The sequence below is a fragment of the Allobosea sp. NPDC055353 genome (assembly GCF_053644975.1).
Genome location: NZ_JBSHMC010000001.1, coordinates 2,596,028 through 2,621,333, shown reverse-complemented (window position 1 = coordinate 2,621,333; position 25,306 = coordinate 2,596,028). Strand labels below are relative to the sequence as shown.

The window sequence follows — 25,306 nt, the reverse complement described above, 5'->3', positions numbered from 1 at the left end:
CGCTGCAGCGCTGCGAGCATTGGGCTCCAGCTCTGGGGAGGAAGCTCCTGCGATCCCGGGCTGAACCGGGTCGCAGGGATAGCTCCGCCTAGCATCAGGAATAGATTGGGTTCGACCAGGCGATCTTGCCGGCTTCGTCGATCACGACAAGGCGGCACCAGTCGCCCTCGAATTTGCGCCAGGGCAAGCGCGCCCTGGTCACCCCGAGGCCCGAGATCTTCTCGTTCTTCGAGGCGCGCCCGACCAGCGAGATCTGGAAGGCGGGCGAGCACGCGATCTCGATGAAATCGCCGTCGACGGTGACGTTCTCGATGAGTGGGCCCTGGCTCGAATAGTAGTGGCCCTGCTTCAGCGCCTCGACCAGCGCCTGCGGCTCGTTGGCCTCGGCCTTGACCATGACCCAGCCGCCGAAGGCATCGCGGTTGCGATCCGCCTCGACCACCCAATGGGCATCGTCGCAGGCGAGCGCATCGATGCGCCGGCCGGTATTGAGGATGTCGTCGAGATAGTAGGAGCCGCCGCCGCGCCCGTTCAGGACCTGGCTCGTATGATTATAGACCTCGACCGCATGCGCGCCCGGGATCGAGGCGGCATCGCCCGCAGTCAGCCCGTACCATTCGGGATGAGGGATCGCGACGAAGGCGCCGGCATCGATGCAGCGCTGCGCGAGCTGGGGGCCGGTCTCGCCATCGCGGTTCGGGGGGAAGTCGAGCGGCAGGCCGACGGCGAGGATATGCCATTTCTCGCCGCGTTCCGTGGCAGGCGCGTGGCATTCCGCGCCCAGGATCGTGGTGAAGCCGTCGGTCCGATAACCGGTCGTGTCGACGAGCGGGTAGTCGTAATGTTCCATGAAGTGGTCGGAGAGGCAGATGAAGTCGTAGCCGCGCTCGCGATAGCGCTTGCAGACCTCCTCCGGCGTCAGCTTGCCGTCGGAGCGCGTCGAATGCGTGTGGAGATTGCCCCGGTAGAACCGGCCGGGCGCGGCGAAAGCCTCAACTTGCATGCTTCAAGGTCCTGTGTGCGAGCTGCTGCGAAGCGGTTGTGAAGGCCGCCAGCAGATTTCGGGTGTAGTCGGAGGATGGCGCGCTCAGGACGGCGCCCGTGTCGCCGTAATCGCGGATGCGCCCCTTCTCGAGCACGAGAATCCGGTCCGACATCTCGGCGACGACCGGCAGGTCGTGCGAGATGAAGAGATAGGTCGTGCCGTGCTCGTTCTGCAGCCGCTTCATCACGCGCAGGACCGAGGCCTGAACGGTGACGTCGAGTGCCGAGGTAACCTCATCGCAGAGCACGAGATCCGGCTTGCCGGCGAAGGCGCGGGCGATGGCGACGCGCTGCTGCTGGCCGCCGGAGAGCTGGCGCGGCGACCGGTCGAGGAAGGTCGCGCTCAAGCCCAGTTCGGCCAGCAATTCGACCGTGCGTTCGCGTGCGGCTGCGCGGCTCATGCCGAAGAAGACCTGCAGCGGCCGGGCGATGAGCTGCTCCACCGTATGCTGCGGGTTAAGCGAGGAAGCCGGATCCTGGAAGATCATCTGCACGCGTCGGCGCAGGTCGCGGTCGCGCTGTGGGGCGAGGCCGGAGAGGAGCTGCCCGTCGAAGCGGATTTCGCCGCTATTGCCGCTGGCCAAACCGGCCACGAGCGCCGCCAATGTCGACTTGCCACTGCCGGATTCGCCGACCACGCCGAGCGTCGCGCCAGGTGGGATGGCGAGCGCGATATCGGCCAATGTCGGCGGCGGCGCTGGCCGCGGGAAGAACCGCCCCAGCGGGTTCCAGCCGGGCGGGCGCGCATAGGAGAAATCGAGCTTCTCGATCGTCAGCGCCGCAGCCTCGCCGTGGAGCGGCGTGACATTGGAAGGCTTGCTGGTTTCGAGCTTGGGAATGGCGGCGATCAGGGTCCGCGCATAATCCGTGCGAGGACGGGTGAAGACCTCGCCGGTCGGCCCATCCTCGAGGACCTTGCCGTCCTTCATCACGAGAACCCGCTCGCACATGCGGGCGATGACGTTGAGGTCGTGGCTGACATAGATCAGCGTCGTGTCGGTGCGCTTCTGCAAGCGGCTGACGAGATCGAGCACCTGGGACTCGACCGTCTTGTCCAGCGCCGTGGTCGGCTCGTCCAGGATGATGAGCTCCGGCTCCGCCACCAGCGCGGCCGCGATGACGACGCGCTGCAGCTGCCCGCCGGAAAGCTGATGCGGATAGCGGTCATAGATCGCGGCCGGGTCGGGCAGTTCCATCGCCGCGAGCAATTCGAGCGCCTTCTCCTTCGGCGTCCGGCCGCCGGCCGCCTTGTGCAGCCGGATCAATTCGACGAGATGCTGTCCGATGGTCAGGTGCGGCGTCAGCGATGACAGCGGGTTCTGCGGCACCATCGCCGCGCGCCGGCCACGGTATTGCAGGAGCTGGTCGGGCTTGAGCTTCAGCACGTCCTGTCCGGCGACGCTGAGACTGCCCCCGGCAATCCGCGCGCCTGGCCGGGTGTAGGCGAGGAAGGCGCGGGCGAGCGAGGACTTGCCGCAGCCGCTTTCGCCGACGATGCCCAGCGTCTCGCCCTTGGCGATGGAGAAGCTCACGGTGTCGATGGCGGTCGTTTCCGTCTTCGGGCCGGTCCTGTAGACAAGCTTGAGGTCCCGGACCTCGATATGCGGGGGGGCCGGCATGTCAGAGCTCCGTCGAGGCGATGCCGAAGGCACGCGCGAAGCCGTCGACCATGAAATTCACCCCGATGATCAGGGTGGAGAGCATGACCGCCGGCAGGAGCAGGAACCACGGGTCGGTGAAGACCACGCCCATCGCCTCCTGCACCATCAGGCCCCAGTCCGGCGTCGGCTGGCTGATGCCGAGGCCGAGGAAGGACAGCGCACTGATGCGCAGCACGGCCGAGGAGACGCGCACGGCGAGCTCGACGCCGAGCAACCCGGTCAGGTTCGGCAGGATCTCGCGCAGCATGACGGCGAAGCGGCTTTCCCCGCGCAGTTCGGCGGCGCGCACGAAGTCGAGCGTCGCGAGGCTGATCGTCTTCGATCGCATCACCCGCACAACGCCCCAGGTATAGACCGCCGCCACGACGGGGATCAGGGCCCAGATGTCCTTGCCGAGCGCGAGCGTCAGGATGGCGATGAGGATGATCTCCGGGATCGACATCATCGCATCGACGAAGCGCATGATGACCTCGTCGAAGCGCCCGCCGACATAGCCGGCCAGCACGCCGAGGATGGTGCCGACCGCCAGCGCGATGGCGACGCCGCAGAAGGAGACCAGGAGCGCGATCCGCCCGCCCTCGATGATCCGGCTGAAATAGTCGCGCCCGATCTGGTCGGTTCCCATCAGGAACTCCCAGGACGGCCGCAGCAGCGGCGCGGCGACCAGCGCGCTGGAATCATGCGGCGCGATCAGCGGGCTGAACAGGGCCAGGAACAGATGCACGGCGACGAGGATCGTGCCGAACAGCGTCGCCGGCTGGGACAAGGCGCGCCGGAGCGGCGAAGAGCGCGGCGCGGCCGGTGTTTCGGAGGTGGAGGCGAGGACATCAGCCATGACGGGCGCTCGTGCGGACCCGCGGGTCGAGGGCAAGGACGGCAATGTCCGCGATGAGATTGGCGGCGATCACCGCCAGCGCCGCGAGAAAGGCGATCGCCTGGATGATCGGGATCTCCCGCTGGGCCAGCGCGCGCAGCAATTCGCTTCCCACGCCGGGGAATTTGAAGACGGATTCGACCACCACCGAGCCCGAGAGCAACGCGGCGACGAAGGCGGCGGTGCCGTTCAGCATCGGGATCAGTGCGGAAGGCAGGGCGTGCCCGATGCAGATCCGCCAGGCAGGCACGCCGGCCAGCTGCGCGCGCTCGGCATAGTCGCTGTTCAACGCCTCGATCATGCCCGTGCGCAGCAGCCGGAACTGATAGGCTGCGCCGTGGACGCAGAGCGCCACCACCGGCAGGATCGCGGCGGCGAGGATGGTGAGCTTGGGAGCGTCGGTCGGCGCGAAGATCACCGCCGGCGACAGACCCAGCCAGACCGCGAAGACGATGACGAAGACGTTGCTGACCACGAAATCCGGCATGGAATAAGTGAACAGCGTCGTGCCGCTGATGGCGTTGTCCATGCGCCCGCCCGGCCGGAGGCTGGCGAGCACGCCAAGCACGATCACGGCGGCGAGCATCACCGCGAGAGCGACGCCCGCGAGGATCGCGGAATTGATCATCGGATGGAGGATGCGGTCGAAGACCGGCTCGCGCTTGACGATGGTCGTGCCGAAATCGAACGTGAACAGCCGCTGCCACACTTCGAGGAAGCGGAGATAGACTGGCCGGTCGAGCCCATATTCATGGCGCATCTCGGCGATCTGCTGCGGGGAGTAGAAGGCGAGCTCCTCGGCCGGGATCGTGGCCGTGAGCGCGTCGCCCGGCAGCACCTCGGTGCCGAGAAACACGATCAGTGCCGTCAGGCTCAGTATGACGAAAGACAGGGCGAGCCGTCTTCCGATCATCGGGATCATCCGCGCCATGCTCATCGCCTCGGGGAATGGGGGGCGGTGGAGCCGGCGAAGCCTGCTCCACCATGCGGGGTCAGGCCGAAATCCAGACGTCGTCGAAGCGGCTGCTCCAGTTCTGCGAATGCGACTTGAGGTTCTGGACCTTGGGCGCATGCGCCAGCATGTTGCGCCGGCCGCCGAGCATGACGGCGGGCGTATCCGACTGCACGATGCGCTGAAGCTCCTTGTACATCTCCAGCCGCTTGGCGTCGTTCGGCTCGGAAATCGTCCGCTCGTAGAGCGCGACGAAGGCGTCGTATTTCGCCCCCGCCCAGCCTCCCGCCTCATCCGGGTTCGTGATGAAGCGCCCGAGATTGATCGCCGGGTTGCGTGGCCCCACCAGCGAGCGGGCGGGCCGGCCGATCGGCGGGTTCACTTGTTTGACATAAGCGCTGAAGCCGTCCGTCGGGATTTCGCGAAGTTCGAGATTGATCCCGGCCTGCTTCAGCGATTGCGCGACGATCGCCATCATGCGTGGCTCCTCCGGGAAGGAAGCGCAGAAGACGATGGCCGGCAGATTCAGGCCGTTGGGATGCCCGGCCTCGGCCAGGAGCTTCTTCGCCCGCTGCACGTCATGGGGCTTTTCGCGCGGCAGGAATTCCGGATTGATGCCGGACATATGGGTGTCGTTGCCGACCCAGCTTCCCGGGTCGTTGTAGATGATCTTGTTGATCGCATCGCGGTCGATCGAAAGGCTAATCGCCTCGCGGATGCGCGGATCGTTCCAGACGAGGCTGAGATTCTTGGGCAGGCTGAGCAGGAACTGGTCGCCGCCCTTGGACTTGTGGACCAGTCCGCCGGCACTTTCATACTGGCCGGCGGTCGTCGGATCGATGTTGAAGACCGCGTTGAACTGGCCCGATCGGAAGCCGTTGATCGCCGTCTGGGAATTGACGATATAGCCTTCGATCTCATCGATGAAGGGGCGGCCCTTCAGCCAGTAGTTCTCGTTGCGGACGGCCTGGAAGCCGCGGCGGTTGTCGACCTGCACCAGCTTGAACGGGCCGGTGCCGATGCCGTCCGCCAGGATAAGATCGGGCGCGGCCGCCGGCACGATCACGATCCGGTACTCGGCAAGCGCATAGGGCCATTCGGCGTAGCTCGCATTCAGGATGAAGCGCAGGCCGTATTTTCCGCGCGCCTCGACCTTGTCGAACCACTTGTTGATGAAGGAACTGCCCTTCTGGGCGATATGCGCGTTGATCGACGCCACCGCGTCTTCCGAGGTCATCTCCTTGCCGTTGTGGAACATCACGCCTTCGCGCAGCTTGAAGTCCCAGATCTTTAGCGTTTCGTCGACGGGCGCCCAGCTTTCGGCCAGCTCGCCCCTGAGATTGAAATCATGGTCGATCCAGATCAGGCAGTTCCAGATCGAGCGGGTCAGCAGGTCGATCCAGTAATAGGGATGCTTGCCGTTGTTCGAGGTGCCGACGGCCCAGTTCGGGTAGGTCTGGCCATAGACGAGCTTGCCGCCGCTCTTCGGCGTGGCACCTTGCGGCAGCGCGGCCCAGTCGGGAAGGGTGTCTGCGGCGAGAGCGTCGATGCCGGGTATTGATTGGGATCCGATCGCTGCTGCACTCAAGCCGACAAGTTGCAGAAACTCACGCTTCGACATGAAATTCATTGATAGCCCCCATGAAATCATACGAAGACGTTGATTTCCGACAACAGTATTTCATGACCACCGAAGCGGGTGCTCCGATAGCTTTCTCTCTACGTTGTATTCAGGCGTTTCCCAGCAAGACCCTACCTAGGCCGCTGGCTAGCTCAAATACGAAATTCCTATGTAATAGATAGGAATTCTCTATGTATTTGATATTGCCCATCGGATGTGACGACGGAATGAAAGTCAGGGGGACGCTACGGTTGTCGAACCGCACACAAAATCACCCGAATTGAGTGTGCCGGTGACGCGGCGGTCGCTGTGCCTTCCGTCCACGTTTTGTTCCCAGCCATGTGTCGCCGCGCGGCATATTGGCTGCTGGCTCGCCGCGCGGTCGGCTCCAAACTAGGAGTTGCGCATCCCGGGATCGGAGGCATCGCGTGCACGATGCACGACGTTGAGAAAGGCTTTGATGATCCGGCTCGACTCGCGCTGCTTCAGCACGACGACATGGGCATACGTATAGACCTCGGCGCCCTCGATCCGGATCAGCTTCAACTTCTCGTCCGGCACGAATTCCGCCTCGGAGACATAGCTGATGCCGAGCCCGTGGATCACCGCCTCGCGGATCGCTTCACGGCTGCCGATCTCCATCATCAGGCGTGGCTTAGTCTCTGTCCTGGCGAGAGCCTCCTCGAAAGCGCGTCGCGTGCTCGAGCCCTGCTCGCGCGCGATCATCGGCTCGCCCTCCAGCTCTGTCAGGCGGATGCTGTCGCGCGCGGCGAAACGGTGATCACGACGCACGAACACGGCCACGGGATGGCGCCTGTAGGGGATGGTCAGAAGGCGATCGTCCTCGTCGATATAAGCGAGGACGGCGACATCACAGCGATAGCTGGCGAGATCGTCGAGAACCTCGGCGGAGTTGCCGAGCTTCACGGCGAGCTCGATCTCCGGATAGGCCTGATTGAAGGCAGCCAGCATCTCCGTGACGTGGAAGGGGCCGACCGCGCTGATCGAGAGACGCCCGGTGCGCAGCTCCCGCGTCTCCGAAAGGAAGGCTAGCACTTCGGCCTCCTCGGCGAAGAGACGGGTGGTGATGGTGAGAAGCTGACGGCCGGTATTGCTGAGCTCCCGGCGCCGGCCGCGCTTGACGAAGAGCTCGACGCCGAACTCTTCCTCCAGCGCGCCGACCTGGGCCGTCAAGGTCGGCTGGCTGATGTGGAAGGTGTCCGCCGCGGCGTTGAAGCCGCCCGAACTGGCCACCAGATGGAACGATCTGAGCTGAGTGTAACGCATAGCAAAAACCTATCCATTCTGATCAAAAAATCAATTTGTTATGGAGATAGGGTTCTGTGAGCATCCTCGCAACGAAGCCGGCAAGGCGCATTGCGAGGATGAACCGCATGAACTGGGCGTATTGGAATCCCGTCAGGATCCGCTTCGGGGCCGGCCTGCTCGACGAGGTCGCGGGATTGATCGGCAACCGCCGCTGGGCGCTCGTCACCTATGACCAGCCGATCTTCCGCGAACTCTCCGCCCGGCTGACGGCGGTGGCCGGCTCGCCCGTCGTGTCGATCACCAATATCGAGACCAATCCGGACTGCGCCGATCTCGCCTTGTCCTGCCGCCAGTTCGGCGCGGCCGAACCGGCGCAGGTGATCGTCGCGCTCGGCGGCGGCTCGATGATCGATGCCGCGAAGGTTCTGGCGGCCAGCGGCGGCGATTTCGAGAATGTGCGCCGCCATCTCGTCGAGAAGAAGCCGCTGGATGAGGCTGCGATCATCCCGATCATCGCCGTGCCGACCACGGCGGGCACCGGCAGCGAAGTCACCTCCTGGGCGACGGTCTGGGACGCCGCCAATGGCAGCAAATACTCGCTCGCCCACCCCCGGCTCTACCCGGAGACTTCGGTGCTCGACCCCGCGCTGACGGTCGGCGCGCCGCGCGGCCTCACGCTGGCGACCGGGCTCGACGCCCTGTCCCATGCGCTGGAAAGCATCTGGAACGTCAACGGCAATCCGGTCTCGGCGAACTATGCGGTCGAGGCTGCCAAAGAGATCATCGACACCTTGCCCCGCCTGCTGGAGCGTCTCGACGATGTCGAGCTCCGCGCCCGGCAGATGCGCGCCAGCCTGCTCGCCGGCATGGCCTTCTCCAACACCAAGACCGCGCTCGCCCATAACATCTCCTACGACATCACGCTGAAGAGCGGCACGATCCACGGCATCGCCTGCTCCTTCTCGCTGCCGATCGTGATGCGCTGGGCGATGGGTGCGCAGCCGCAATGCGATGCGGCGCTGCGCCGCGTCTTCGGCCCGGACCTCGAAGCAGGGGCGGAACGCCTCGGCGCCTTCCTGCGCAATCTCGGCGTCTCGACCGACCCCACCGCCTACGGCGTCTCAGGCGTCGAGTGGAACCGCCTCGTCGGCAAGGCGCTCGAAGGCGAACGCGGCCGCAACTTCATTGGAAGGCAGGCGGCCATGGCCGCCTGAGAGCAAGCAACGGGCAACGGCGCCCGCAACGGTTCACCGGCAGATCAAAAGATCGCCGGATCATCTTGGGAGGATGACATGACCATCACGCGTCGGACGATTCTGAAGAACTCATTGGCTGCGGGAACGGTGCTGGCGATGCCGGCGCTGGTCCAGGCCCAGCCCAAACAGATCCGGGTCGGGCTGATCCCGTCCGAGGATTCGCGGGCGATGCTGGAATCGAGCCAGCAGCTCCTCGATGCGCTGGAGAAGAATCTCGGCATCAAGGTCCAGGGCTTCGTCGCCTCGGATTATAACGGCGTGATCGAGGCGATGCGCTCGAGCCATGTCGACGTCGCCTATCTCGGCCCGTTCTCCTACGTGCTCGGCACGACGGTGGCGCCGATCGAAGCCTTCGCGACGGCGGAGACCGCCAAGTCGAGCCGCAGCTTCTATCGCAGCCAGATCATCGCGCGGAAGGATAGCGGCATCCGCGATTGGAAGGACCTGAAAGGGCGCACCTTCGCTTTCGTCGACCCGTCTTCGACCTCGGGCCACCTCTTCCCGAAGGCCGGGCTGATAAAGCTCGGCTTCGACCCGGAGAAGGATTTCGGTCGCGTCCTGTTCACCGGCTCGCATGACGCCAACGCGCTTGCGGTCGCCAACAAGCGCGTCGACGCTGCGACGATCGCCGACCGCATCTTCGATGCCGCCGTGCAGAAGAAGCTGGTCGACCGGGCCGACATCCATGTCGTCTGGGAGTCGGATCCGATCCCGGAATCGCCGACCTGCTGGCGCAAGAACCTGCCCGACGACCTGAAGAAGCAGATCAAATCGGCCTTCCTGAACATCCGGGACATCACCTGGGCCGACCAGGGCAAGCTCAACCGCTTCGTCGAGACCAACGACCAGGCCTACGACATCATCCGCGAGACGGCGAAGGTGCTGAATCTCGATCTGACCAAGATGAAGTAGTCGCGACACGCGACCGGCGGAGGAAGCGACATGATCACGATCGAAGGCCTGAAGAAATCCTATGCCGGCCGCCCTGTCCTGCAGGGTATCGACCTCAGCGTCAAAGCCGGCGAGTTCCTCGTGGTGCTCGGCCCCAGCGGCGCCGGCAAGTCGACGCTGCTGCGCTGCATCAACGGGCTGGCCCAGCCCGATGCCGGCCGCACCGTCATCGACGGCACGGTGTTCGACACCAAGCGCGCGGCCACCGGAAAGCGGCCGGTCGCGATGATCTTCCAGCACCACAACCTGGTGAAGCGCCTCTCGGTGCTGAAGAACGTGCTCGTCGGCCGGATGGCCGGCCTGTCCTCCTTCCTGAGCATGCTTCAGCTCTTCCCGCGGCAGGACGTCGCCATCGCCATGGACTGCCTGGCGCGGGTCGAGCTCGCCCACAAGGCCAATTCGCGTGGCGACCAGCTCTCGGGCGGCGAGCAGCAGCGCGTCGGCATCGCCCGCGCGCTGGCGCAGCAGCCGGCGGTGATCCTCTGCGACGAGCCGGTGGCGAGCCTCGACCCCAAGACCTCGCGCGTCGTGCTCGGCTACCTCAAGGCGATCTGCAAGGCGGAGGGGATCGCGGTGATCTGCAACCTCCATCAGGTCGATTATGCCGTCGAGTTCGGCGAGCGCATCGTCGGCCTGAGTGGCGGCCGGGTGATCTTCGACGACACGCCCGATCACCTGACCTCCGAGATCGTGCACCAGATCTATCCCGGCCTCGAGGACCCCGGCATCAGCCGCGTGCTCAAGCCCCGGCCAGTGAGCCAGCCCGCGCTGGTGCCGCTGATCGCCCCTGCAATCGCCTGACGGGAGGCAACCCCATGTCCTTCGGAACGCTGCAACTCGTCATCCGCCCCCCGCAGAACCGCTTCGGCTGGTGGGGCGTCGGCACGATCGCGCTCGCGATCCTCGTCTTCCTGTGGTGGGCCGCGCTCGGCGCCCAGATCAACGCCAGCAATCTCTGGAACGGCATCCCCTATATGTGGGATTTCCTCGTCCGGATGGTGCCGCCCAATCCGGAATTCCTCGAACGGCTGTGGAAGCCGGCGCTGGAGAGCCTGCAGGTCGCGGTCTGGGGCACCCTGCTCGGCGTCGTCATCTCCCTGCCGATCTGCTTCTTCGCGGCACGCAATCTCAGCCCGAGCCCGGCCGTCTTCCATGCGACGCGGCAATTGCTCAACTGCATGCGCGGCATCAACGAGATCATCCTGGCGCTGATCTTCGTCGCCGCGATCGGTCTCGGCCCCTTCGCCGGCGTGTTGGCGCTCGCCATCCATGGCGCCGGCATGCTCGGCAAGTTCTTCGCCGAGGCGATGGAGGATATCGATGAAGGGCCGCTGGAGGCCTTTCGCTCGGCCGGCGTCGGCCCGTTCAAGACCTTCTTCTTCGGCGTGCTGCCGCAGGTCCTGCCGACCTGGCTCGGGACGATCTTCTACCGGCTGGAGACCAATGTCCGCCAGTCGACGGTGCTCGGCATGGTCGGCGCAGGCGGCATCGGCTTCGAGCTGGTCTCATCGATGAAGCTCTTCAAATACCAGGACACCGCCACCTGCATCCTCGTCATCCTCGCGATGGTCCTGGTGGCGGACCTCGTCTCGTCCCGCGTCAGGGCGCTGATCCGCTGAGCGGCGCCGGCGCAAGGAGTTGGTCATGAACGCACATTCCAAGATTGGCTCGGATGTTATTGCGAACGGCCGCGACTATGCGCGGCCGCAGCGTCCGACGGTGGTGATCTGCATGGACGGCTCGGAGCCGGCCTATATCGAGGCCGCCAGCGCCAAGGGGCTGACGCCGCACCTCGACCGGATCATGAAGGCTGGCGCCAGCACATACGCCTATTCGGTGATCCCGAGCTTCACCAACCCGAACAACCTCTCGATCATCACCGGCCGCCCGCCCGCCGTGCACGGCATCGCCGGCAACTTCTTCTATGACCGCGAGGCCAGGGAAGAGGTGATGATGAACGATGCCCGCTTCCTGCGGGCGCCGACCATCCTGGCCGAATTCCAGAAGGCCGGCTTCAAGGTCGCGATGGTCACCGCCAAGGACAAGCTGCGCACGCTGCTGGGCAAGGGGCTCGACTTTGCCTCCGGCAGCGCCATCGCCTTCTCCTCCGAGAAGGCCGACAAGGCCAACAAGGCTGAGAACGGCATCGAGAACGTGCTCGATTTCGTCGGCATGCCGGTGCCGTCGGTCTATTCGGCCGATCTCTCGGAGTTCGTCTTCGCTGCCGGCGTCAAGCTGCTGGAGACCTTCAAGCCGGACCTGATGTATCTCTCGACCACCGATTATGTGCAGCACAAGGCTGCGCCCGGCTCGGAGATGGCCGATAGTTTCTACGCCATGTTCGACGGCTATGTCGGCAAGCTCGACGCGCTCGGCTGCACGCTGGTCATCACCGCCGATCACGGCATGAACGACAAGCACCTCGCCAATGGCGAGCCGGATGTCGTCTATCTCCAGAGCCTGATGGACGAATGGTACGGCCGGGGCACGATGCGCGTGATCCTGCCGATCACCGACCCCTACGTGGTCCATCACGGCGCGCTCGGCTCCTTCGCCACGGTCTATCTGCCCGATGGCGCCAGCCAGGAAGAGGTCGCCGCCCGCATCTCCGGGATCGAGGGCATCGCGTTGGCGGTGACCTCGGCGGAAGCCTGCGAGCGCTTCGAACTGCCGGCCGACCGGATCGGCGATGTCGTGGTCGTCTCGACCCGCCAGAAGGTCATCGGCACCTCGCCGGACAGGCACGATCTCTCCGGCCTGACCGAGCCGCTGCGCTCGCATGGCGGCATCACCGAGCAGCGCGTGCCGATGATCGCCAATCGGCCGATCACGGTGCCGCAGGGCCGCACGCTCCGCAATTTCGACGTCTTCGACGTCGCCCTGAACCTGGTGAACTGAGATGAACGCTGCGGTGAAGCCGCCGGTGCGGCGCGAGGCGATGCGCATCGCCGGCAAGCTGGTCACGACCGACGACATGGTCGAGGTCAGGAACCCCTATGACGATAGCGTGGTCGGCCTGATCCCGGCCGCCCGGCCCGAGCATGTCCGCGAGGCCTTCGCCAAGGCCAAGGCGTTCAAGCCGAACCTCTCGCGCTACGAGCGCCAGCAGATCCTGCAGAAGACCGCGGAATTGCTGCGCGACCGCAAGGAACTCTTCGCCAGGCTGATCACGGCGGAAGCCGGCCTGTGCTGGAAGGACTCGCTCTATGAGGCCAGCCGCGCCTATGACGTCTGGTCCTTCGCGGCGCAGCTCACCATCAAGGACGATGGCGAGATGTTCTCCTGCGACATCTCGCCGAACGGCAAGGCGCGCAAGATCTTCACGACGCGCCAGCCGCTGCTCGGCGTGATCTCGGCGATCACCCCGTTCAACCACCCGCTCAACATGGTCAGCCACAAGCTGGCCCCGGCGATCGCGACCAATAACCGCCTCGTGCTGAAGCCGACCGAGCTGACCCCGCTGACCGCGCTGGCGCTGGCCGACGTGCTCTACGAGGCCGGCCTGCCGCCGGAGATGCTCTCCGTCGTCACCGGCAACCCCTCGACCATGGGCGATGCGATGATCACCGACACGGACGCGGATCTGGTGACCTTCACCGGCTCGGTCCGCGTCGGCAAGCACATCGCCGACAAGGCCGGCTACAAGCGCATCGTGCTCGAGCTCGGCGGCAACGATCCGCTGATCGTCATGGAGGATGCCGATCTCGACAAGGCGGCCGAGCTCGCCGTCACCGGCGCGACCAAGAACTCCGGCCAGCGCTGCACCGCGGTGAAGCGCATCCTGGTGGTCGAGAGCGTCGCCGACGCCTTCTCCAGGCTCGTCGTCGAGAAGGCCAGGAAGTTGAAATGCGGCGATCCGATGGACCCGAATACCGATGTCGGCTGCGTCATCAATGCCCGCTCGGCTTCGCTCTTCCAGGCCCGCGTCGACGATGCCGTGAGCAAGGGCGCCGAGGTTCTCCACGGCAAGCGGGCGGAAGGCGCGCTGTTCCACCCGACCGTGGTCGACAGGATCCCCTATACCTGCGAGCTGGTGCATGAGGAGACCTTCGGCCCGGTCATCCCGATCATCCGCGTGCCCAACGACATCGCCGAGGTCATCCGGATCTCGAACTCCACCGCCTATGGTCTCTCTTCCGGCATCTGCACGAACCGCTACGATTACATCCAGCGCTTCGTCGCGGAGCTGGAGGTCGGTACCGTGAACCTCTGGGAAGTCCCGGGCTACCGGATCGAGATGTCCCCCTTCGGCGGCATCAAGGATTCCGGCCTCGGCTACAAGGAGGGTGTCGTCGAGGCCATGAAATCCTTCACCAACGTCAAGACGTGGTCGATGCCCTGGACCGCGTAAGCAGAACCGAGTCTACGATAGCAGCTCGTGCAATGTCCGTTTCTCGGCATCGTGCGAATGTCTGCAATTGGCGGATACCGTTGAAAAAGTCAGTCCTGAGATCGGCGCTGGTGCGGAGCGGATTTAGCGGCTTGGGGCTTCGCTGGATCAGGCAGGCCTGAAATGCGGCCCGTTCGGCTTGAGCTTGGCGAGCGTCCTGAGATTCTGGGCTGCCGCGGCGAGGTGGAACTCGTCTCTGGCGCCATTCGGTCCGCGCAGTCGCAACCGGTCGAGCCGCGATGTGATACAGGCATCGGTCTCGGCAATGTCCTTGGCCAGGTCGCGGGCACCCTCATGGATCGAGCGCAGGATCTTGCGAGCCGGCATGTTGGGTGAGCACTGCGGCTTCAGCGAGCAGGCGTCGCAGTCGAGCTTGCTCGCGCGGTAACGCATCATGCCCTCGTCGTCGACGAGCGGTCGCTCGGTTCGATAGGCCTTCTGACGTGGTCTCAGCTCCTGCCCGCCCGGGCAGGTGTAGAGATCACGGGCGTGGTCATACCACAGAAAAGCCTGCCGCGAGGTGCGGCAGGCGGATGCGTCAATTGCGGCGCGCGGATGCGTCAAAAAGGCAAACCTTGGTTCCACTCACAGCCGGCCTTTTGCAGGCCGGTGCCAAACTATCTGCGTCCTGAGAAGTGTAGCGGTACCCAATGGATGCCGCAGGGCACTCTTGTAAGGTGATGATATATATAGGTAATTTATCGAAAGATGCCGCATCAACCTGCGCTTGTAACCCGAAGTGCGTCCTCAGTTTCCTGCTCAGAATATCGAGGCGGTTGCTGAGGCAAACAATGGGTATGAAAAAAGCCTCCGGAAACCGGAGGCTTGGCGACTGCAAATTGATCGTCGGGTTGGCTATTTAACGAGTTCGGCGATGCAGTTCTCGACAGTGATCCTCTCGTAAAAACTCGCTCGCACCTTCGCGGGATCAAAAGCGGGCCGAATTCCCTTCTCCCGCAATTTGTCTCCAATTTTCCGGAAGTAGATGCCGTGCTCGGTGGCGAGCATATGAAGTGAAGCGAAACGATTGGCAAAGCGATCCATGTCCTCCTCGGAAACGACGCGTTGCCTCCAGCGTGTTTTGGGATTTATCACCGTACTGACGGGGATCACGCCCAGGTTGATCAGGTTCTGAACAACCGCAAAGTCGGTTTTCAGTTTTCTCTCGACCTGCTTCAGCGAAAGGACGCCCTTGATCGTTTTGTCGAGCAGGGAAAGAATCTCGTCTGGGTCAACCATGATGGATGAGAATCTGGAAACCTCCGGCCGAAACCGCACCCGCTTCGCTTTGCGGCTCAGAATGAGTTCGACTATCTGAACAGCGGTGCATCCCACTCGAGTGGCGGCGGCGGTGATGTGCTCATACCCAGTTTCGTTTGGCTCGATTTTGATTGCGTCCTTCGTCAGGCTTTGAAGGAATAGGTCGAGATCTCGCTTGGCAAAAGCGTGGTTGAAAGAGCGATCGAGGCCACCGGCGATGAATGGGCGGAGATGCCCCGCTTCGAAAAGGGCCCGCTCGGTATGGCGAGGAATGTTAAGGTACTGTCCTGCCTGCTTCAGAGGCATCTCTTCCGAAATGAGGCAGAGAAGGTCGTGCGCAACATCCGCTTCGAAGAGGATTCGGTCATCGGTCAGCGCCAGCTGCTCGGCTGAAATGTGTCCGGCAGCGTGAAGCAGCTTACGCAGCCGCTTGCGATGGGCTCCATACTCTTTCGATGCCGACCGAACCGAGTGAAGGCGTCTCGCTGCCACTTCTCGGCCAAGGATCATATCGCCTGGACCGAATGGGAAGGTCTCGACGACGTGCTGCCGGAATATCTCCTGGACTGGAAGATATGCGGGATCACCGAGCTGTTCCCCCAGCCACTTATGGAGTCTTCCGAACATAGAGCTGAGGCCCCAGTCGCCACCTTTTTTCGCGATGGTGTTCGCTTGAATTCGGATCAGTAGGTCCCGAACCCCGATCTCACCCGCCTCTGCGATCTCAAACCCTGCGGCGCCCGCCTCATACCAATCATCATCGTTGAAAGAATCGACCTGCACATTGATGCCGTGGATAGCTACGGCGCCCAGCTGTTCGCAGGTCGTCGCGGCGGCGTAAAAGGGCAGGGCGCCGAGCAAGCCCCATGTTGGGTGTTGTTTGCCGCTCAAGCGATCCGACAGGTAATCTTCGAGCTGCGATGGCACTCGACGGGGCGCTTGGTTCGAGAGACGTGCGAGCTCGTTGAGCGCGGGCTGTACCAGCTCGGCAAAGTCATGAAAGCGCGCCGGCCGTCTTTGATCGGAAACCGTGACCAGTCCTACGCCGTGCAAAGGGCATGTCCGGAGTGGCTCCACGATCCACTGCAGCCTACCGTAGGGCCGGCAGGACAGTGGTCCGTGCCCGACCTCAATGTCGCTCGAGACGCAATGCGGGCAAATCCGTACCTTCTTCCTGCTTAGCACCTCCCTTGTGAGCGCCTGGCCCCGGACGGAGTAACGAAGTCGCCCCTTGTTTACGGTGGCATTTGCCTTGAGGGTGGCCTCATCCGCCCTGCAACGACGGGCGAGCCGCTGCAGCGCTATGTCGTCTCCATCCACAACGCCCTGGAACTCGAAGCCCGCGTCCTTGCAGAAATCACGGGCAGTGCGGCCGACCAACATTGCGTTGCGGGAGCAAAAGCTCGTTGGGGTTTCACCGACGCCCTGGGCGACGGTCATTCGAAGCGGAAGCTGAGTCACTTGTTTCTCGTATCGCGGGGGGATTTGAATTTTGCCGGGAGCTCGCTTGCGTTCTGGCTAGCGCCTTGGACTTTGCGCTGGAGCACTTTTCGGGGATCGATCAGATGCCAGTCGGTGAGCGCGGCGTTGAACACGTTGTCGGCGGGCAGACAGCCGGTCCGGGCAGCGAATGCTGCTGCGAAATGCTCCATCCCGAGCGATTGCGACTCTTGCAAAAGCGCGTTCCAGATCGCGTCCTGCACAAACTCTATCGCAATACCGAGTCGATAAATGGAAGCATGGAGTAGACGAGCTATGAACTCGTCGCTCTCGAGGGCGTCTATGGAAAGTGCGGCCTTCTCGCCAGCGAACGTCCGGAGCAAGTGTCGGACTAGCGGAGTATCCTTCGCGAGATTCAAATCTTCGAACACAACAAAGCGCGTTCGCCGCCAAACCTGCTGATCACCGTGTTCGCCAGCATCTTCGTCGCCAGAAAGCATCGATGTGATCGATGGAAGGCCAGAAAGGATCAACCAGACCGGCCACCGCGGGCTTTGCATCAAGCTCTTGAGCGAGTCTTGCACCTTCTTTATTTCAACGACATTCCGCGACTGCTGGACGTGCTGGAGTTCGTCGAGGTGCAGAAAGCGGATTCCGCGGAGCTGCAGCTGGTGGTGAACCAGCTCCCAGACGACGTTCTCCTTCAGCTCCCGGCTGATCGTGTAGGGGATGCGGTTCAGTATGCTCATCCCGAGCAGCCTGGGCGTACAGGGCGATGGAACTGTGAGCGAGATCAACGGACAATCGGAGTTGGGGTCACCGTAGCCGGCGAACTCCTCACGCTTTAGAAAATGCCGATCGAGGGTCCGGGACTTGCCGGTGCCCGCCCCCCCGATGATGGCAAGGGCACGCCCTTCCTTTAGGCGGCCCACGCAGCGGGCTGAGCCAACCGCAGAGGCGCTCTCGGCCAGGAGGAAGCTATCGATAAGTTGGTCGACCTCAGCATCCACCACGCGGTCCCGCGCAGTGCCGAAATAGGCCGACGAGATGCCGGCCATGACCTCCCCACTGTGTGTGCGCCGCCCCGATTGGAGGCGGCGCATACGGCTGACGGGATCTTCATGGAGAGCGGTGGTGATCGTGGCCTCGTCCATGATCAATCCTCCATGAAGAAGTCGCCGTCGGGGAGAACGTCCGGCGAGCTTGCAATGTCCTCGGCTGCCGTTGGCGGCTCGAGCTCGTCCATCGGTTCGAAAATGGCAGGCGCGTCACCGGTGTCCGATGCGATTTCGAAGTCGCGGAATCGCGCCTTCTCGAACTTGGCAATCTCGGCCGAACCAAGAATTGGAGATGCGATGCCCGCTCGACGCGCAGCCTGATCTGCAGTCTCCTGGATGTCCCGAACGGCCTGCTGCACCACCGGCAGAGCCAAGGCGGTCATGCTCGCATTCCTCCGTCGCAGGAGGCTCTCGGCTTCCAGCCAGCGCGTCACTGAAACGCCATCGAAGCCAGACTTCATGCAAGGCACCTCGCACCACCCCTCCTGGGTGCGAACGGAGACCTTGCCGAGATCGGCTGGATTGACGCGAACGAGTACCGGCTTCTGGTGGAAATCAGCACGCAGCCGCTGAAGCTGCAGGTTTTGATAGCGCAATCCCAGGACACGGATGCCTTCATTGCCGATGCGCCGCTCGAGCGTAATGCCAAAGATATGGCGATTTTTGTCGGGATCGGGGTTCGGGAGGACCGGGAAATCCCGCGAGAGCCGTAGCCAGGCGTTCCGCGGGGTTTCGCCACCGAGCCCGGAATGAGGCCGATTGTGATAGACGTCCACGATCCACCGAACGATCATCCGCCCGATTTCGGCGATGTCCAGTGTCGCCCGGGCCTCGGCGTTATAGTCGCCCTTCGCAACCACATTCCCGAACGTCTGTCCGTCCAATCGGGAGAAGAGGCCATTCAAAGTGCGGAAGCCGCGCTCCTTCCGTCCTCTCAGCTGGGGCAAGCCTGCAGGGGGGAAGAGCAGCTCGGCGCCGAGATCGGTGACGGCTGAACAATACTCATGACTGAGAAACTGCGAGCCGGAGTCCTGAACGACGCTTTCGGGCGAACCGTACATGTCCCATGGCGTCAGGCACCCGGCTGCCGCGGCGTAGCCCGACTTATCGTTGACTGCCATCTCGAGTGTGGCCACGGCCGTTGATGCAGTAAGCTTCTCCACGAGCAAAGCTGCCGTATAACAGCGCGAGGCCGCATCGATCGCAGCAGAAAGCCAATAGCGCCCACGGCGGACCTCGTCCTTCAGCTTGGGCGTCAGGGTTTCCCAGATACCTGCATCGATCAGAATGGCTTGCAACGGAATGAGGGTTTCGTCGATTTCGAGCCGCTCCAATGGCCTGGTGACCTCCAGTCCACCGCGCACTATGAAGAACTTCTTCCGGGCAGCCTCAGGAGAAGTTCGGCCGGCTTCGACTGCGAACGGATCCAGAGCGTTGATGACACGCTCGAAAGCCTTTCGGCTCGGCTTATTCAGGAAACGAAGTCCTTGCTTCCCGCGCTCATCCTCGTTCTGCCGATCGATTTCTGCGTGCAGGTCATGGAGCAGGTCGGACTTTTTCGGCTTTCGAGTGCTCATGTACATGTCCGCATATTTGGCCATGAGGGCGCGCTCTTCGGCTCCGAAGCGCACGCTCTTGCGATCGCCGCATCGATTCCAGCCGTCGACGAACGCCATCGCGTCGTAGTGGCATGCCTCGTATTTGCGGAGCCAACGACGCAGCGCCCGAGGGCTGGGCGGTCGCTTAACGAAGACGTCGGCGGAGCCGCAACGGCCGTTGGCGAACTCCCTCGTGAGGAGTTCCGCGACAATCTGGTTGACTGCTGCCTTTAGGGATTTGTCCGAGCGGCTAACCTTACCCTCAGCCTCCAGTTTCAGGATGCGATCGCAGATCGTTTTGCGCCAAAGCACCTTTATCTGCGTCTTGGGGCTGAGATCGGTGAGCCGCGACGCTCCGTTCGGGAGGCGCAGCTTCGCCTTTGTCTTCTTGTAGAAGCCAGGGTCGATGCTCAGGCGGCCAGCCTGCCGCAAAGCGTGAAATTCCTCGTGGGTAAAGGATTCATGCAGATTAGGGTTGTCGACACGCCGCAGGACGTGACCGATCCAATCGTAAGTTGCGGGTGAATAATCGACCCCGTCGATGGTGATCTTGTCCTGGTGGGAAAGGTTCCACTGCGGAGCCCGGCCGTTCGAGTGCACGAGGTGGGTGGGGTTCAAAGCGTTGGTCATGTGAATTGCTTTCAGAAATTGGTTTCGATGGTGCGGCAAAGGCGCACGAAGCCATTTCGGGAGATGCGACCGGGGCCGACATGCTCAAGCACGCCATCGGCGATGAGGCAGAGGAGAGCCATGAAGCCGAAGCCGTCGTTGCGGGTGACTGAGAGCACGTCACAGATCGTCATCGAGCCGCGAAGTGTGTTCGCAAATCCGAGAACCACCGCGATGTCGTCGCTGTCCCGAGACCGCAAGGCTCGGTGCAGCAAACGAGCGTTCGCCGACCGATCACGAGTGATGTGTTCCTCGGTCCGGATGCAGAACTGATTTGCGATGCTCGGATGCTGACTCCGAATGAAGTCGACCGTCTTCCGAATACCGCTGGGTTCAACCCTCTCTGCGGGCTTCACGAACAAGGCTGCGCTTGTGCCCGACTTCATGTCTGCGACGTAGTCGATGGTGTGCTGGTGGATCTCGCCGTTTTCGTCGACGTATTCGACCGGGCCGACTTGTTCGCGCAGGTCCGCCACGGATGGCGTGGTCAGCGCAATATAGGCCAGATCGCGCTCTGGAATGCTCTCGAAAACAATCTCGCGATTTGTGCGAGGGTTTACGAGCGATCCTCGGAACGATGCACGTGACTTTTTGGCTGGGCGTCTGCTCGCGACAGAGGCTCTGGGGGGAATCCATACTCTGTCGAGCGAATCCCGCTTAAGTTCGCGATTTTGGTGGAGACTGATCGGTGGTTGAGCTTCCGCGCTTGGCGTCCTGGGCTGGACCGCGTCGGTTTGTTCAAAGATATGCTTTGAGTAAGCAGACGGAGGAATTGGGTATTTCGGCAGTTTCGTAAATGAAATCATCTTGGATTCTGTGCGATAGGCATACTACCGCGTTCCCAATATCTCGCGAACACTGCTTGCGTTTGTGAGCAGGCTCGTGTATAAGCGAGAAACTGAGTTCGGCAGGCGCCGGATTTGGTTTAGGTTTGCTCCGGGGTTTCTGAGGCCTAGTGGAGCTAGCCGCTGAAGGGGGCGTCCTGATTGCCGTCAGGATGCCCCTTTTGCTTTCGTTCTGATTGGTTCTCTACATACGCGGTTCCTTGTCTTGGTCGGGTGGGCCGCACACGATCACCGGAAAAGTGATTATCGTGGCCGTCTGAGCACTTGCTGCTCTGGCTTCCGCCTCGGCCTCTTCCAGTACGACGTGTGCAGCGGCCACAGATGCTGCATAGATGGCCCGTGAGCCAACCTCCTCGCCAAACTCGATGCTGATCTGACTGAGCCGGATTACCAGCGAGGCGAGCTTATCCATTGCTTCCTCCGTGCGATTTGCAGGTGTCGGGAGCGATAGCCGGGCTCAGATTCAAGCCTGGCGGTTATCTACTGCGATGCATAAGCGATCCTTTTCGCGTCGGAGAAGCCTACGAGCCACGACAAGTCGTGCCCAAAGGCATCTCCTCAACAATATGAGTGAGTGTTTTTCGCTGTGAGCACCGGCCCCGACAGACGAGGGCGCTGGCCTCCCGCCAGTGGCGGGGAACGAGACTCAGCTACAAGTGAGTTCATCACCCCCTCGAACTGAGCCTCGGCAGTTCGAAGTAGGAATGTTCTAGTCGATCGGGGAGGGGGGATGTAAAGCGTAATCTATCGGAGGATTTTTTTAACTATCCGGGCAAGTGATCTTTATAGCCCACTTGTCCTTCTACGATTGTCGCTCATTTTTACATTAACAAAGGCGCGCGTGACTTATTCCGGGTTAATTTTGGGTTAATTTATTCCGGTGCATTTCGTTTAGATTGCGGGCGTTATTGCATGGGTAGTCTGCGTTCTACGCAGGGGTTGCGACAACATTGTCGGCTGCGTGAGGCCTGGAACCATCGCCGTACGCTGCGCCTCCGTTCTGAAATATCGCGAGACCGAAAGCGCGGTTCGCGGCTGGTCGGGGGCTACGCGAGCTCGGCGATGCCGAGCCGAGATGGAGCGGCTTTCGGTGCGGAAGCGCGCTCGTGGTGCAGCTGCCTACCGCGACAAGGGCGCCGCGATGAGGCTGCTTGTTGGTTCTAGGGTTGATTTACGATCTTAAGGAGGATCGACGTTTCGCAGCCCATCTCGTCAAAGAGGGGGTCGAGAAGCATCGGATCGCACAGAACGTCCCCGTCCGATAGCCGGTGACGCCAAAGGGGGTCCCGGGCGCCCGGCGATTTCACCGGAGCGGATTTAAGGGTCTGGGAACGGGATAGGACAGGCCGCACGACGTGGATCATTCAAGTCCTCGCGTTTCGAGTGAAGCCGGGAAGGTGGTGGGAGGCCTACGAGCTCGGTTACTGAGCCCCTTCGATCTGCCGGGGAAGTCGTGAGCTCAACGTGGATAAATTATACAAAATGTAAAATAAATTGCATTGATGGCTTGCGATTATGGTTAACAGGAGTGCTGATGCCGCTTGTGGCTCGCGCCTCTAGGCTGCTGGCCGTGAGTACACCGCCACGCCAACAACGCCTTCTCCCACAACGAAACTCGCTCCCCAGTCCTCCAACGCCTTCCGAATGCGATTATTTATGGCGATTTTTGGCTCAATGTCTCCTGTTTCGAAGTCAAAGAGTGTTTTGCGAGAAACTGGAGCCGCAGCCGCAAGGTCATCTTGATTTTGATCGAGGAGCATCCTTGCGGCCTTACACACGAAGCCCTTGATTGGGGCCCCGGCAGGCATGGGGACGAATGCGTTTCCGGTGAGGAGTGCAGGGCCGGTATCATTTAGGTGGAACAATTTTATGGAACTTGTATAATAACGTGCGTCGCCGAACGGCTTGGGGGAGGTCAGCGGCGTTTTCTTTCGAGACTGTGTCTTCGACGGAGAATCCATCCGTTCCGCGCTCTTTGCCCAAAAATCCTACGGAACTCCCACAACCATGGCTGCTCGGCTCGCTGATCACAGCGAGCGCAATTGAGAGATAGGGCACGGTTGGTGTCGAGTTCCGTCGTTTGCTGAGCATGACAAATGCCCAGCTTCCGGTCGAGGGCAGCGGATGGCTTTTCCTTGTAAATTCGCCGCGGCACGGCCGCATCGAAAATCTGACTTAGCGGACCAGTGCGAGAGGCTACGCTGGTCCGCAGCCTCGTTACGTCCGATTGCCTCTCTGCGATTCCTTATCCGAACCGAGGGATTTCCGTGATGGAAGAGCGAAGCTTCGAGGAGCGGGCGCGCTTGAGCGCGCCCTGCATGCGGACATTCGTCAATATCGCGCGTCGTTGGCAGTTGACTGAGCGCGAGCAAGCTAATCTGCTGGCCGCCGACATCCCCACACTGCGCGGCTGGGCCGCGACGGCCATGGGGCAAAAGCACCTGGTCCTCGAGACGAGCACGCTGATGCGCCTATCGGCGCTGTTGGGCGTCTTCGCCGAACTCCGGCAATTCCTAGCGGTTGTATCAGGGGCCCAGGAAGAGCGAGAGTGGCTGACAGCTCCACAACAATTCGAACCATTCAACGGACGCACTCCGCTTCAGCTCATGAGCGGAAATTTCGAAGATCAAATGGATGTTCGCCGATATTTGGCAGCTATCGCCGCCAATGCCGACCCGTACATCGCGTCGGGGTTCGAGCATCGCCCGGATCTAGATCACGACTTCTTGGATGCGCGATTTGCCATGGCTCCCATCGAAGCCATCGCCTTTGACGGGTATGGCACGTTGGTCGACATCACGGACAAGCGACGGCCATTTCGGGCGTTGGTCGCAAACGAGCCGTCCAATGCGCTGCTCCAGCGCGCGATCAGATATCCTATTGGCCTCGGGGAATTGTCGCAGCAATTGTCCTCGCCAGTTTCCGAAGAACGTTTGGCCGAGCTTGAGGCCGACTTGAGCGCGGAGTTGAAGTCCGTGCGACTTCGGCCCGGCATGGATCTTTTGTGGCAGGCGGTCCAGCGGGCAGGCCTTCCAATTGCAGTATGCTCCAACCTCGCTGAACCCTACGAGGCGCCCCTGCTTGAGCAGTTGCCCGGACAGCCGGATGTCTCGGTTCTTTCTTTCCAAACGCGTCTGATGAAGCCACAACCCGAAATCTACCATCTCGTGTGCAACCGGCTCGGCCTGGAGCCTCGACAAGTATTATTCGCCGGTGACTCGATGTCAGCGGATGTCGTCGGGCCGAGCGCGATTGGTTCGTTCTCAATGCCGATCGCCGAGTTTGAGCGGTCATTCGCGTGTGGCGCTTCGTTCTATGCCCCGCACCCGATAGCGGCTCTGTTCGATCGGATAATCGCGGCCAAAACCGCCTGACTGTTCCCTCCCAATCCGAATTTCCATCCTTCGATGAAGTGGAGGCAAAATGCGCCTGCTTGTCGTCTCTGACGTGCATTTGGAATTTGGCCCGTTTGAATTTCCCTTGCCGATGCCGGACTTTGATGTGGCCGTTTTTGCAGGCGACATGGGGAAGCCGATTTCGTCGGCGGTCGCATGGATGGCCGCTCAACGATCGGGAGCGCTCCGAGGCGCCAGATCTATTTACGTTGCGGGAAACCACGAATTCTACGGCTTCGAATTGAAGCGAAGTCTGGCAGAGGGCAGGGCAGCTGCATCGGCCGCGGGTATCGATTTCCTGTCGCGCAATTCGGTTGTGATAGACGGGGTCAGATTTATCGGCTGCGTCCTCTGGACGGATTACCGCCTGCATGGAACGCCAAAGCCCTCAATGGTTTTTGCGGGCGAGACGCTCAACGACCATCGGTTGATCCGGTATCAAGAGGAGAGTGGCCACTTCAGCAGGTTCATGCCCTGGCATGCGGCCGCGGAGCATCGCCTCGATCTGGCATTCATTCGGAAGGAGCTGGCGGAGCAATTCGACGGGCCGACGGTTGTGGTTACGCATCACGCACCGCATCGAAATTCAGTTCAACCGCGTCATGAAGCTAGCTCGCTAACTCCTGCTTTCGTCTCAGATTTGAGCGGCGTCATCGAAGAGTTCGAACCTGATCTCTGGATTCATGGCCACGATCACGGCTCCCACGATTATCGTGTCGGCAAGACCAGAATCTTCGCGAACCAGGCCGGCTATCCCAACTTGCACGGAGATCGCGAGAACCCCTGGTTTGATCCTCGATGCGTGATTGAGCTTTAGATGCGAACCCCCCGTCGGGCATGTGGCCGTCAGCGCAAAAGTAGTGCCGGCGAGATCATCGCCGCCCCCAACACGATCACGACAAGCGTTCTCAGCCAGACGGCTCGAGTGTGGGGCGAGAAGATCCAGGAACTCTGCATGGCAAAACCGAGCTACAGAACGAACTAGACAGCCATTTTAGCAGCGGTGCGTCGCCTAAGGTCAAT

The 25,306-nt window shown here is 62.1% G+C and carries 19 protein-coding genes and 1 pseudogene; 8 read left to right on the top strand and 12 right to left on the bottom strand.

Annotated elements, in window-relative coordinates; translation table 11 throughout:
• Positions 1 to 94: 94 nt before the first annotated feature.
• The 6 genes from ACWIEX_RS12080 to ACWIEX_RS12055 all read right to left on the bottom strand — a co-directional run bounded on the left by ACWIEX_RS12080 (position 95) and on the right by ACWIEX_RS12055 (position 7,439).
• Entirely contained in the window at positions 95 to 1,003 is a 909-nt protein-coding gene (locus ACWIEX_RS12080) for a PHP domain-containing protein (protein WP_454033235.1), read from the bottom strand.
• Positions 993 to 2,663, bottom strand: coding sequence for a dipeptide ABC transporter ATP-binding protein (locus ACWIEX_RS12075; protein WP_454033234.1), 1,671 nt, complete (start codon positions 2,661 to 2,663; stop codon positions 993 to 995). The genes ACWIEX_RS12080 and ACWIEX_RS12075 overlap by 11 nt, the downstream gene beginning before the upstream one ends.
• A 1-nt stretch (position 2,664) precedes the next feature.
• Positions 2,665 to 3,540, bottom strand: a complete 876-nt coding sequence (locus tag ACWIEX_RS12070) for an ABC transporter permease (RefSeq protein ID WP_454033233.1) — start codon at positions 3,538 to 3,540, stop codon at positions 2,665 to 2,667.
• Positions 3,533 to 4,510, bottom strand: coding sequence for an ABC transporter permease (locus ACWIEX_RS12065; RefSeq protein WP_454033232.1), 978 nt, complete (start codon positions 4,508 to 4,510; stop codon positions 3,533 to 3,535). Before ACWIEX_RS12065 ends, ACWIEX_RS12070 begins: the two co-directional genes overlap by 8 nt.
• Positions 4,511 to 4,571: 61 nt before the next feature.
• Positions 4,572 to 6,152, bottom strand: a complete 1,581-nt coding sequence (locus ACWIEX_RS12060; protein ID WP_454033231.1) for an ABC transporter substrate-binding protein — start codon at positions 6,150 to 6,152, stop codon at positions 4,572 to 4,574.
• A gap of 393 nt (positions 6,153 to 6,545) precedes the next feature.
• Positions 6,546 to 7,439: a LysR substrate-binding domain-containing protein gene (locus ACWIEX_RS12055; protein ID WP_454033230.1), complete on the bottom strand. Its 894-nt coding sequence runs from the start codon at positions 7,437 to 7,439 to the stop codon at positions 6,546 to 6,548.
• Positions 7,440 to 7,546: 107 nt separating this feature from the next.
• Between ACWIEX_RS12055 and psrA the strand changes: the two genes are divergently transcribed.
• From psrA to phnY, 6 genes are all read left to right on the top strand, one after another.
• Positions 7,547 to 8,635: an iron-containing alcohol dehydrogenase PsrA gene (psrA, locus tag ACWIEX_RS12050; protein WP_454033229.1), complete on the top strand. Its 1,089-nt coding sequence runs from the start codon at positions 7,547 to 7,549 to the stop codon at positions 8,633 to 8,635.
• Between the two features lie 78 nt (positions 8,636 to 8,713).
• Positions 8,714 to 9,589, top strand: coding sequence for a phosphonate ABC transporter substrate-binding protein (phnD, locus tag ACWIEX_RS12045; protein ID WP_061966023.1), 876 nt, complete (start codon positions 8,714 to 8,716; stop codon positions 9,587 to 9,589).
• A gap of 30 nt (positions 9,590 to 9,619) precedes the next feature.
• Positions 9,620 to 10,429: a phosphonate ABC transporter ATP-binding protein gene (gene phnC / locus ACWIEX_RS12040; protein WP_454033228.1), complete on the top strand. Its 810-nt coding sequence runs from the start codon at positions 9,620 to 9,622 to the stop codon at positions 10,427 to 10,429.
• Positions 10,430 to 10,443: 14 nt separating this feature from the next.
• The gene (gene phnE / locus ACWIEX_RS12035) at positions 10,444 to 11,247 is read left to right on the top strand and encodes a phosphonate ABC transporter, permease protein PhnE (protein WP_061966027.1); all 804 of its coding nucleotides are present in this window, start codon (positions 10,444 to 10,446) and stop codon (positions 11,245 to 11,247) included.
• A gap of 25 nt (positions 11,248 to 11,272) precedes the next feature.
• On the top strand, positions 11,273 to 12,526 hold the full coding sequence (phnA, locus tag ACWIEX_RS12030; RefSeq protein WP_454033227.1) for a phosphonoacetate hydrolase: 1,254 nt from the start codon (positions 11,273 to 11,275) through the stop codon (positions 12,524 to 12,526).
• 1 nt (position 12,527) lies between these two features.
• Positions 12,528 to 13,979 (top strand): phosphonoacetaldehyde dehydrogenase, encoded by a 1,452-nt coding sequence (gene phnY / locus ACWIEX_RS12025; protein WP_454033226.1) that lies wholly within the window; start codon positions 12,528 to 12,530, stop codon positions 13,977 to 13,979.
• A 147-nt stretch (positions 13,980 to 14,126) separates the two neighbouring features.
• On the opposite strand, the pseudogene ACWIEX_RS12020 reads toward phnY, so the two are convergent.
• The 6 genes and pseudogenes from ACWIEX_RS12020 to ACWIEX_RS11995 form a co-directional block, all read right to left on the bottom strand.
• Positions 14,127 to 14,516 (bottom strand): annotated as a pseudogene (locus ACWIEX_RS12020) (IS5/IS1182 family transposase); the annotation flags it as partial.
• A gap of 357 nt (positions 14,517 to 14,873) precedes the next feature.
• Positions 14,874 to 16,739 carry a TniQ family protein gene (locus ACWIEX_RS12015; RefSeq protein WP_454033225.1) on the bottom strand — a complete coding sequence of 622 codons (1,866 nt, stop codon included), beginning with the start codon at positions 16,737 to 16,739 and terminating at the stop codon, positions 14,874 to 14,876.
• Positions 16,736 to 17,872, bottom strand: a complete 1,137-nt coding sequence (locus ACWIEX_RS12010) for an ATP-binding protein (RefSeq protein ID WP_454033224.1) — start codon at positions 17,870 to 17,872, stop codon at positions 16,736 to 16,738. The genes ACWIEX_RS12015 and ACWIEX_RS12010 overlap by 4 nt, the downstream gene beginning before the upstream one ends.
• Before the next feature lie 2 nt (positions 17,873 to 17,874).
• Positions 17,875 to 20,004, bottom strand: a complete 2,130-nt coding sequence (locus ACWIEX_RS12005) for a Mu transposase C-terminal domain-containing protein (protein ID WP_454033223.1) — start codon at positions 20,002 to 20,004, stop codon at positions 17,875 to 17,877.
• A gap of 11 nt (positions 20,005 to 20,015) precedes the next feature.
• Entirely contained in the window at positions 20,016 to 20,849 is an 834-nt protein-coding gene (locus tag ACWIEX_RS12000) for a PDDEXK family nuclease (RefSeq protein ID WP_454033222.1), read from the bottom strand.
• Positions 20,850 to 21,072: 223 nt separating this feature from the next.
• Positions 21,073 to 21,300, bottom strand: a complete 228-nt coding sequence (locus ACWIEX_RS11995; protein ID WP_454033221.1) for a hypothetical protein — start codon at positions 21,298 to 21,300, stop codon at positions 21,073 to 21,075.
• 1,858 nt (positions 21,301 to 23,158) lie between these two features.
• On the opposite strand from ACWIEX_RS11995, the gene ACWIEX_RS11990 reads away from it, so the two are divergent.
• Positions 23,159 to 24,262, top strand: a complete 1,104-nt coding sequence (locus ACWIEX_RS11990; RefSeq protein ID WP_454033220.1) for an HAD-IA family hydrolase — start codon at positions 23,159 to 23,161, stop codon at positions 24,260 to 24,262.
• A 49-nt stretch (positions 24,263 to 24,311) separates the two neighbouring features.
• Positions 24,312 to 25,100 carry a metallophosphoesterase gene (locus ACWIEX_RS11985; RefSeq protein ID WP_454033219.1) on the top strand — a complete coding sequence of 263 codons (789 nt, stop codon included), beginning with the start codon at positions 24,312 to 24,314 and terminating at the stop codon, positions 25,098 to 25,100.
• Positions 25,101 to 25,306 lie beyond the last annotated feature (206 nt).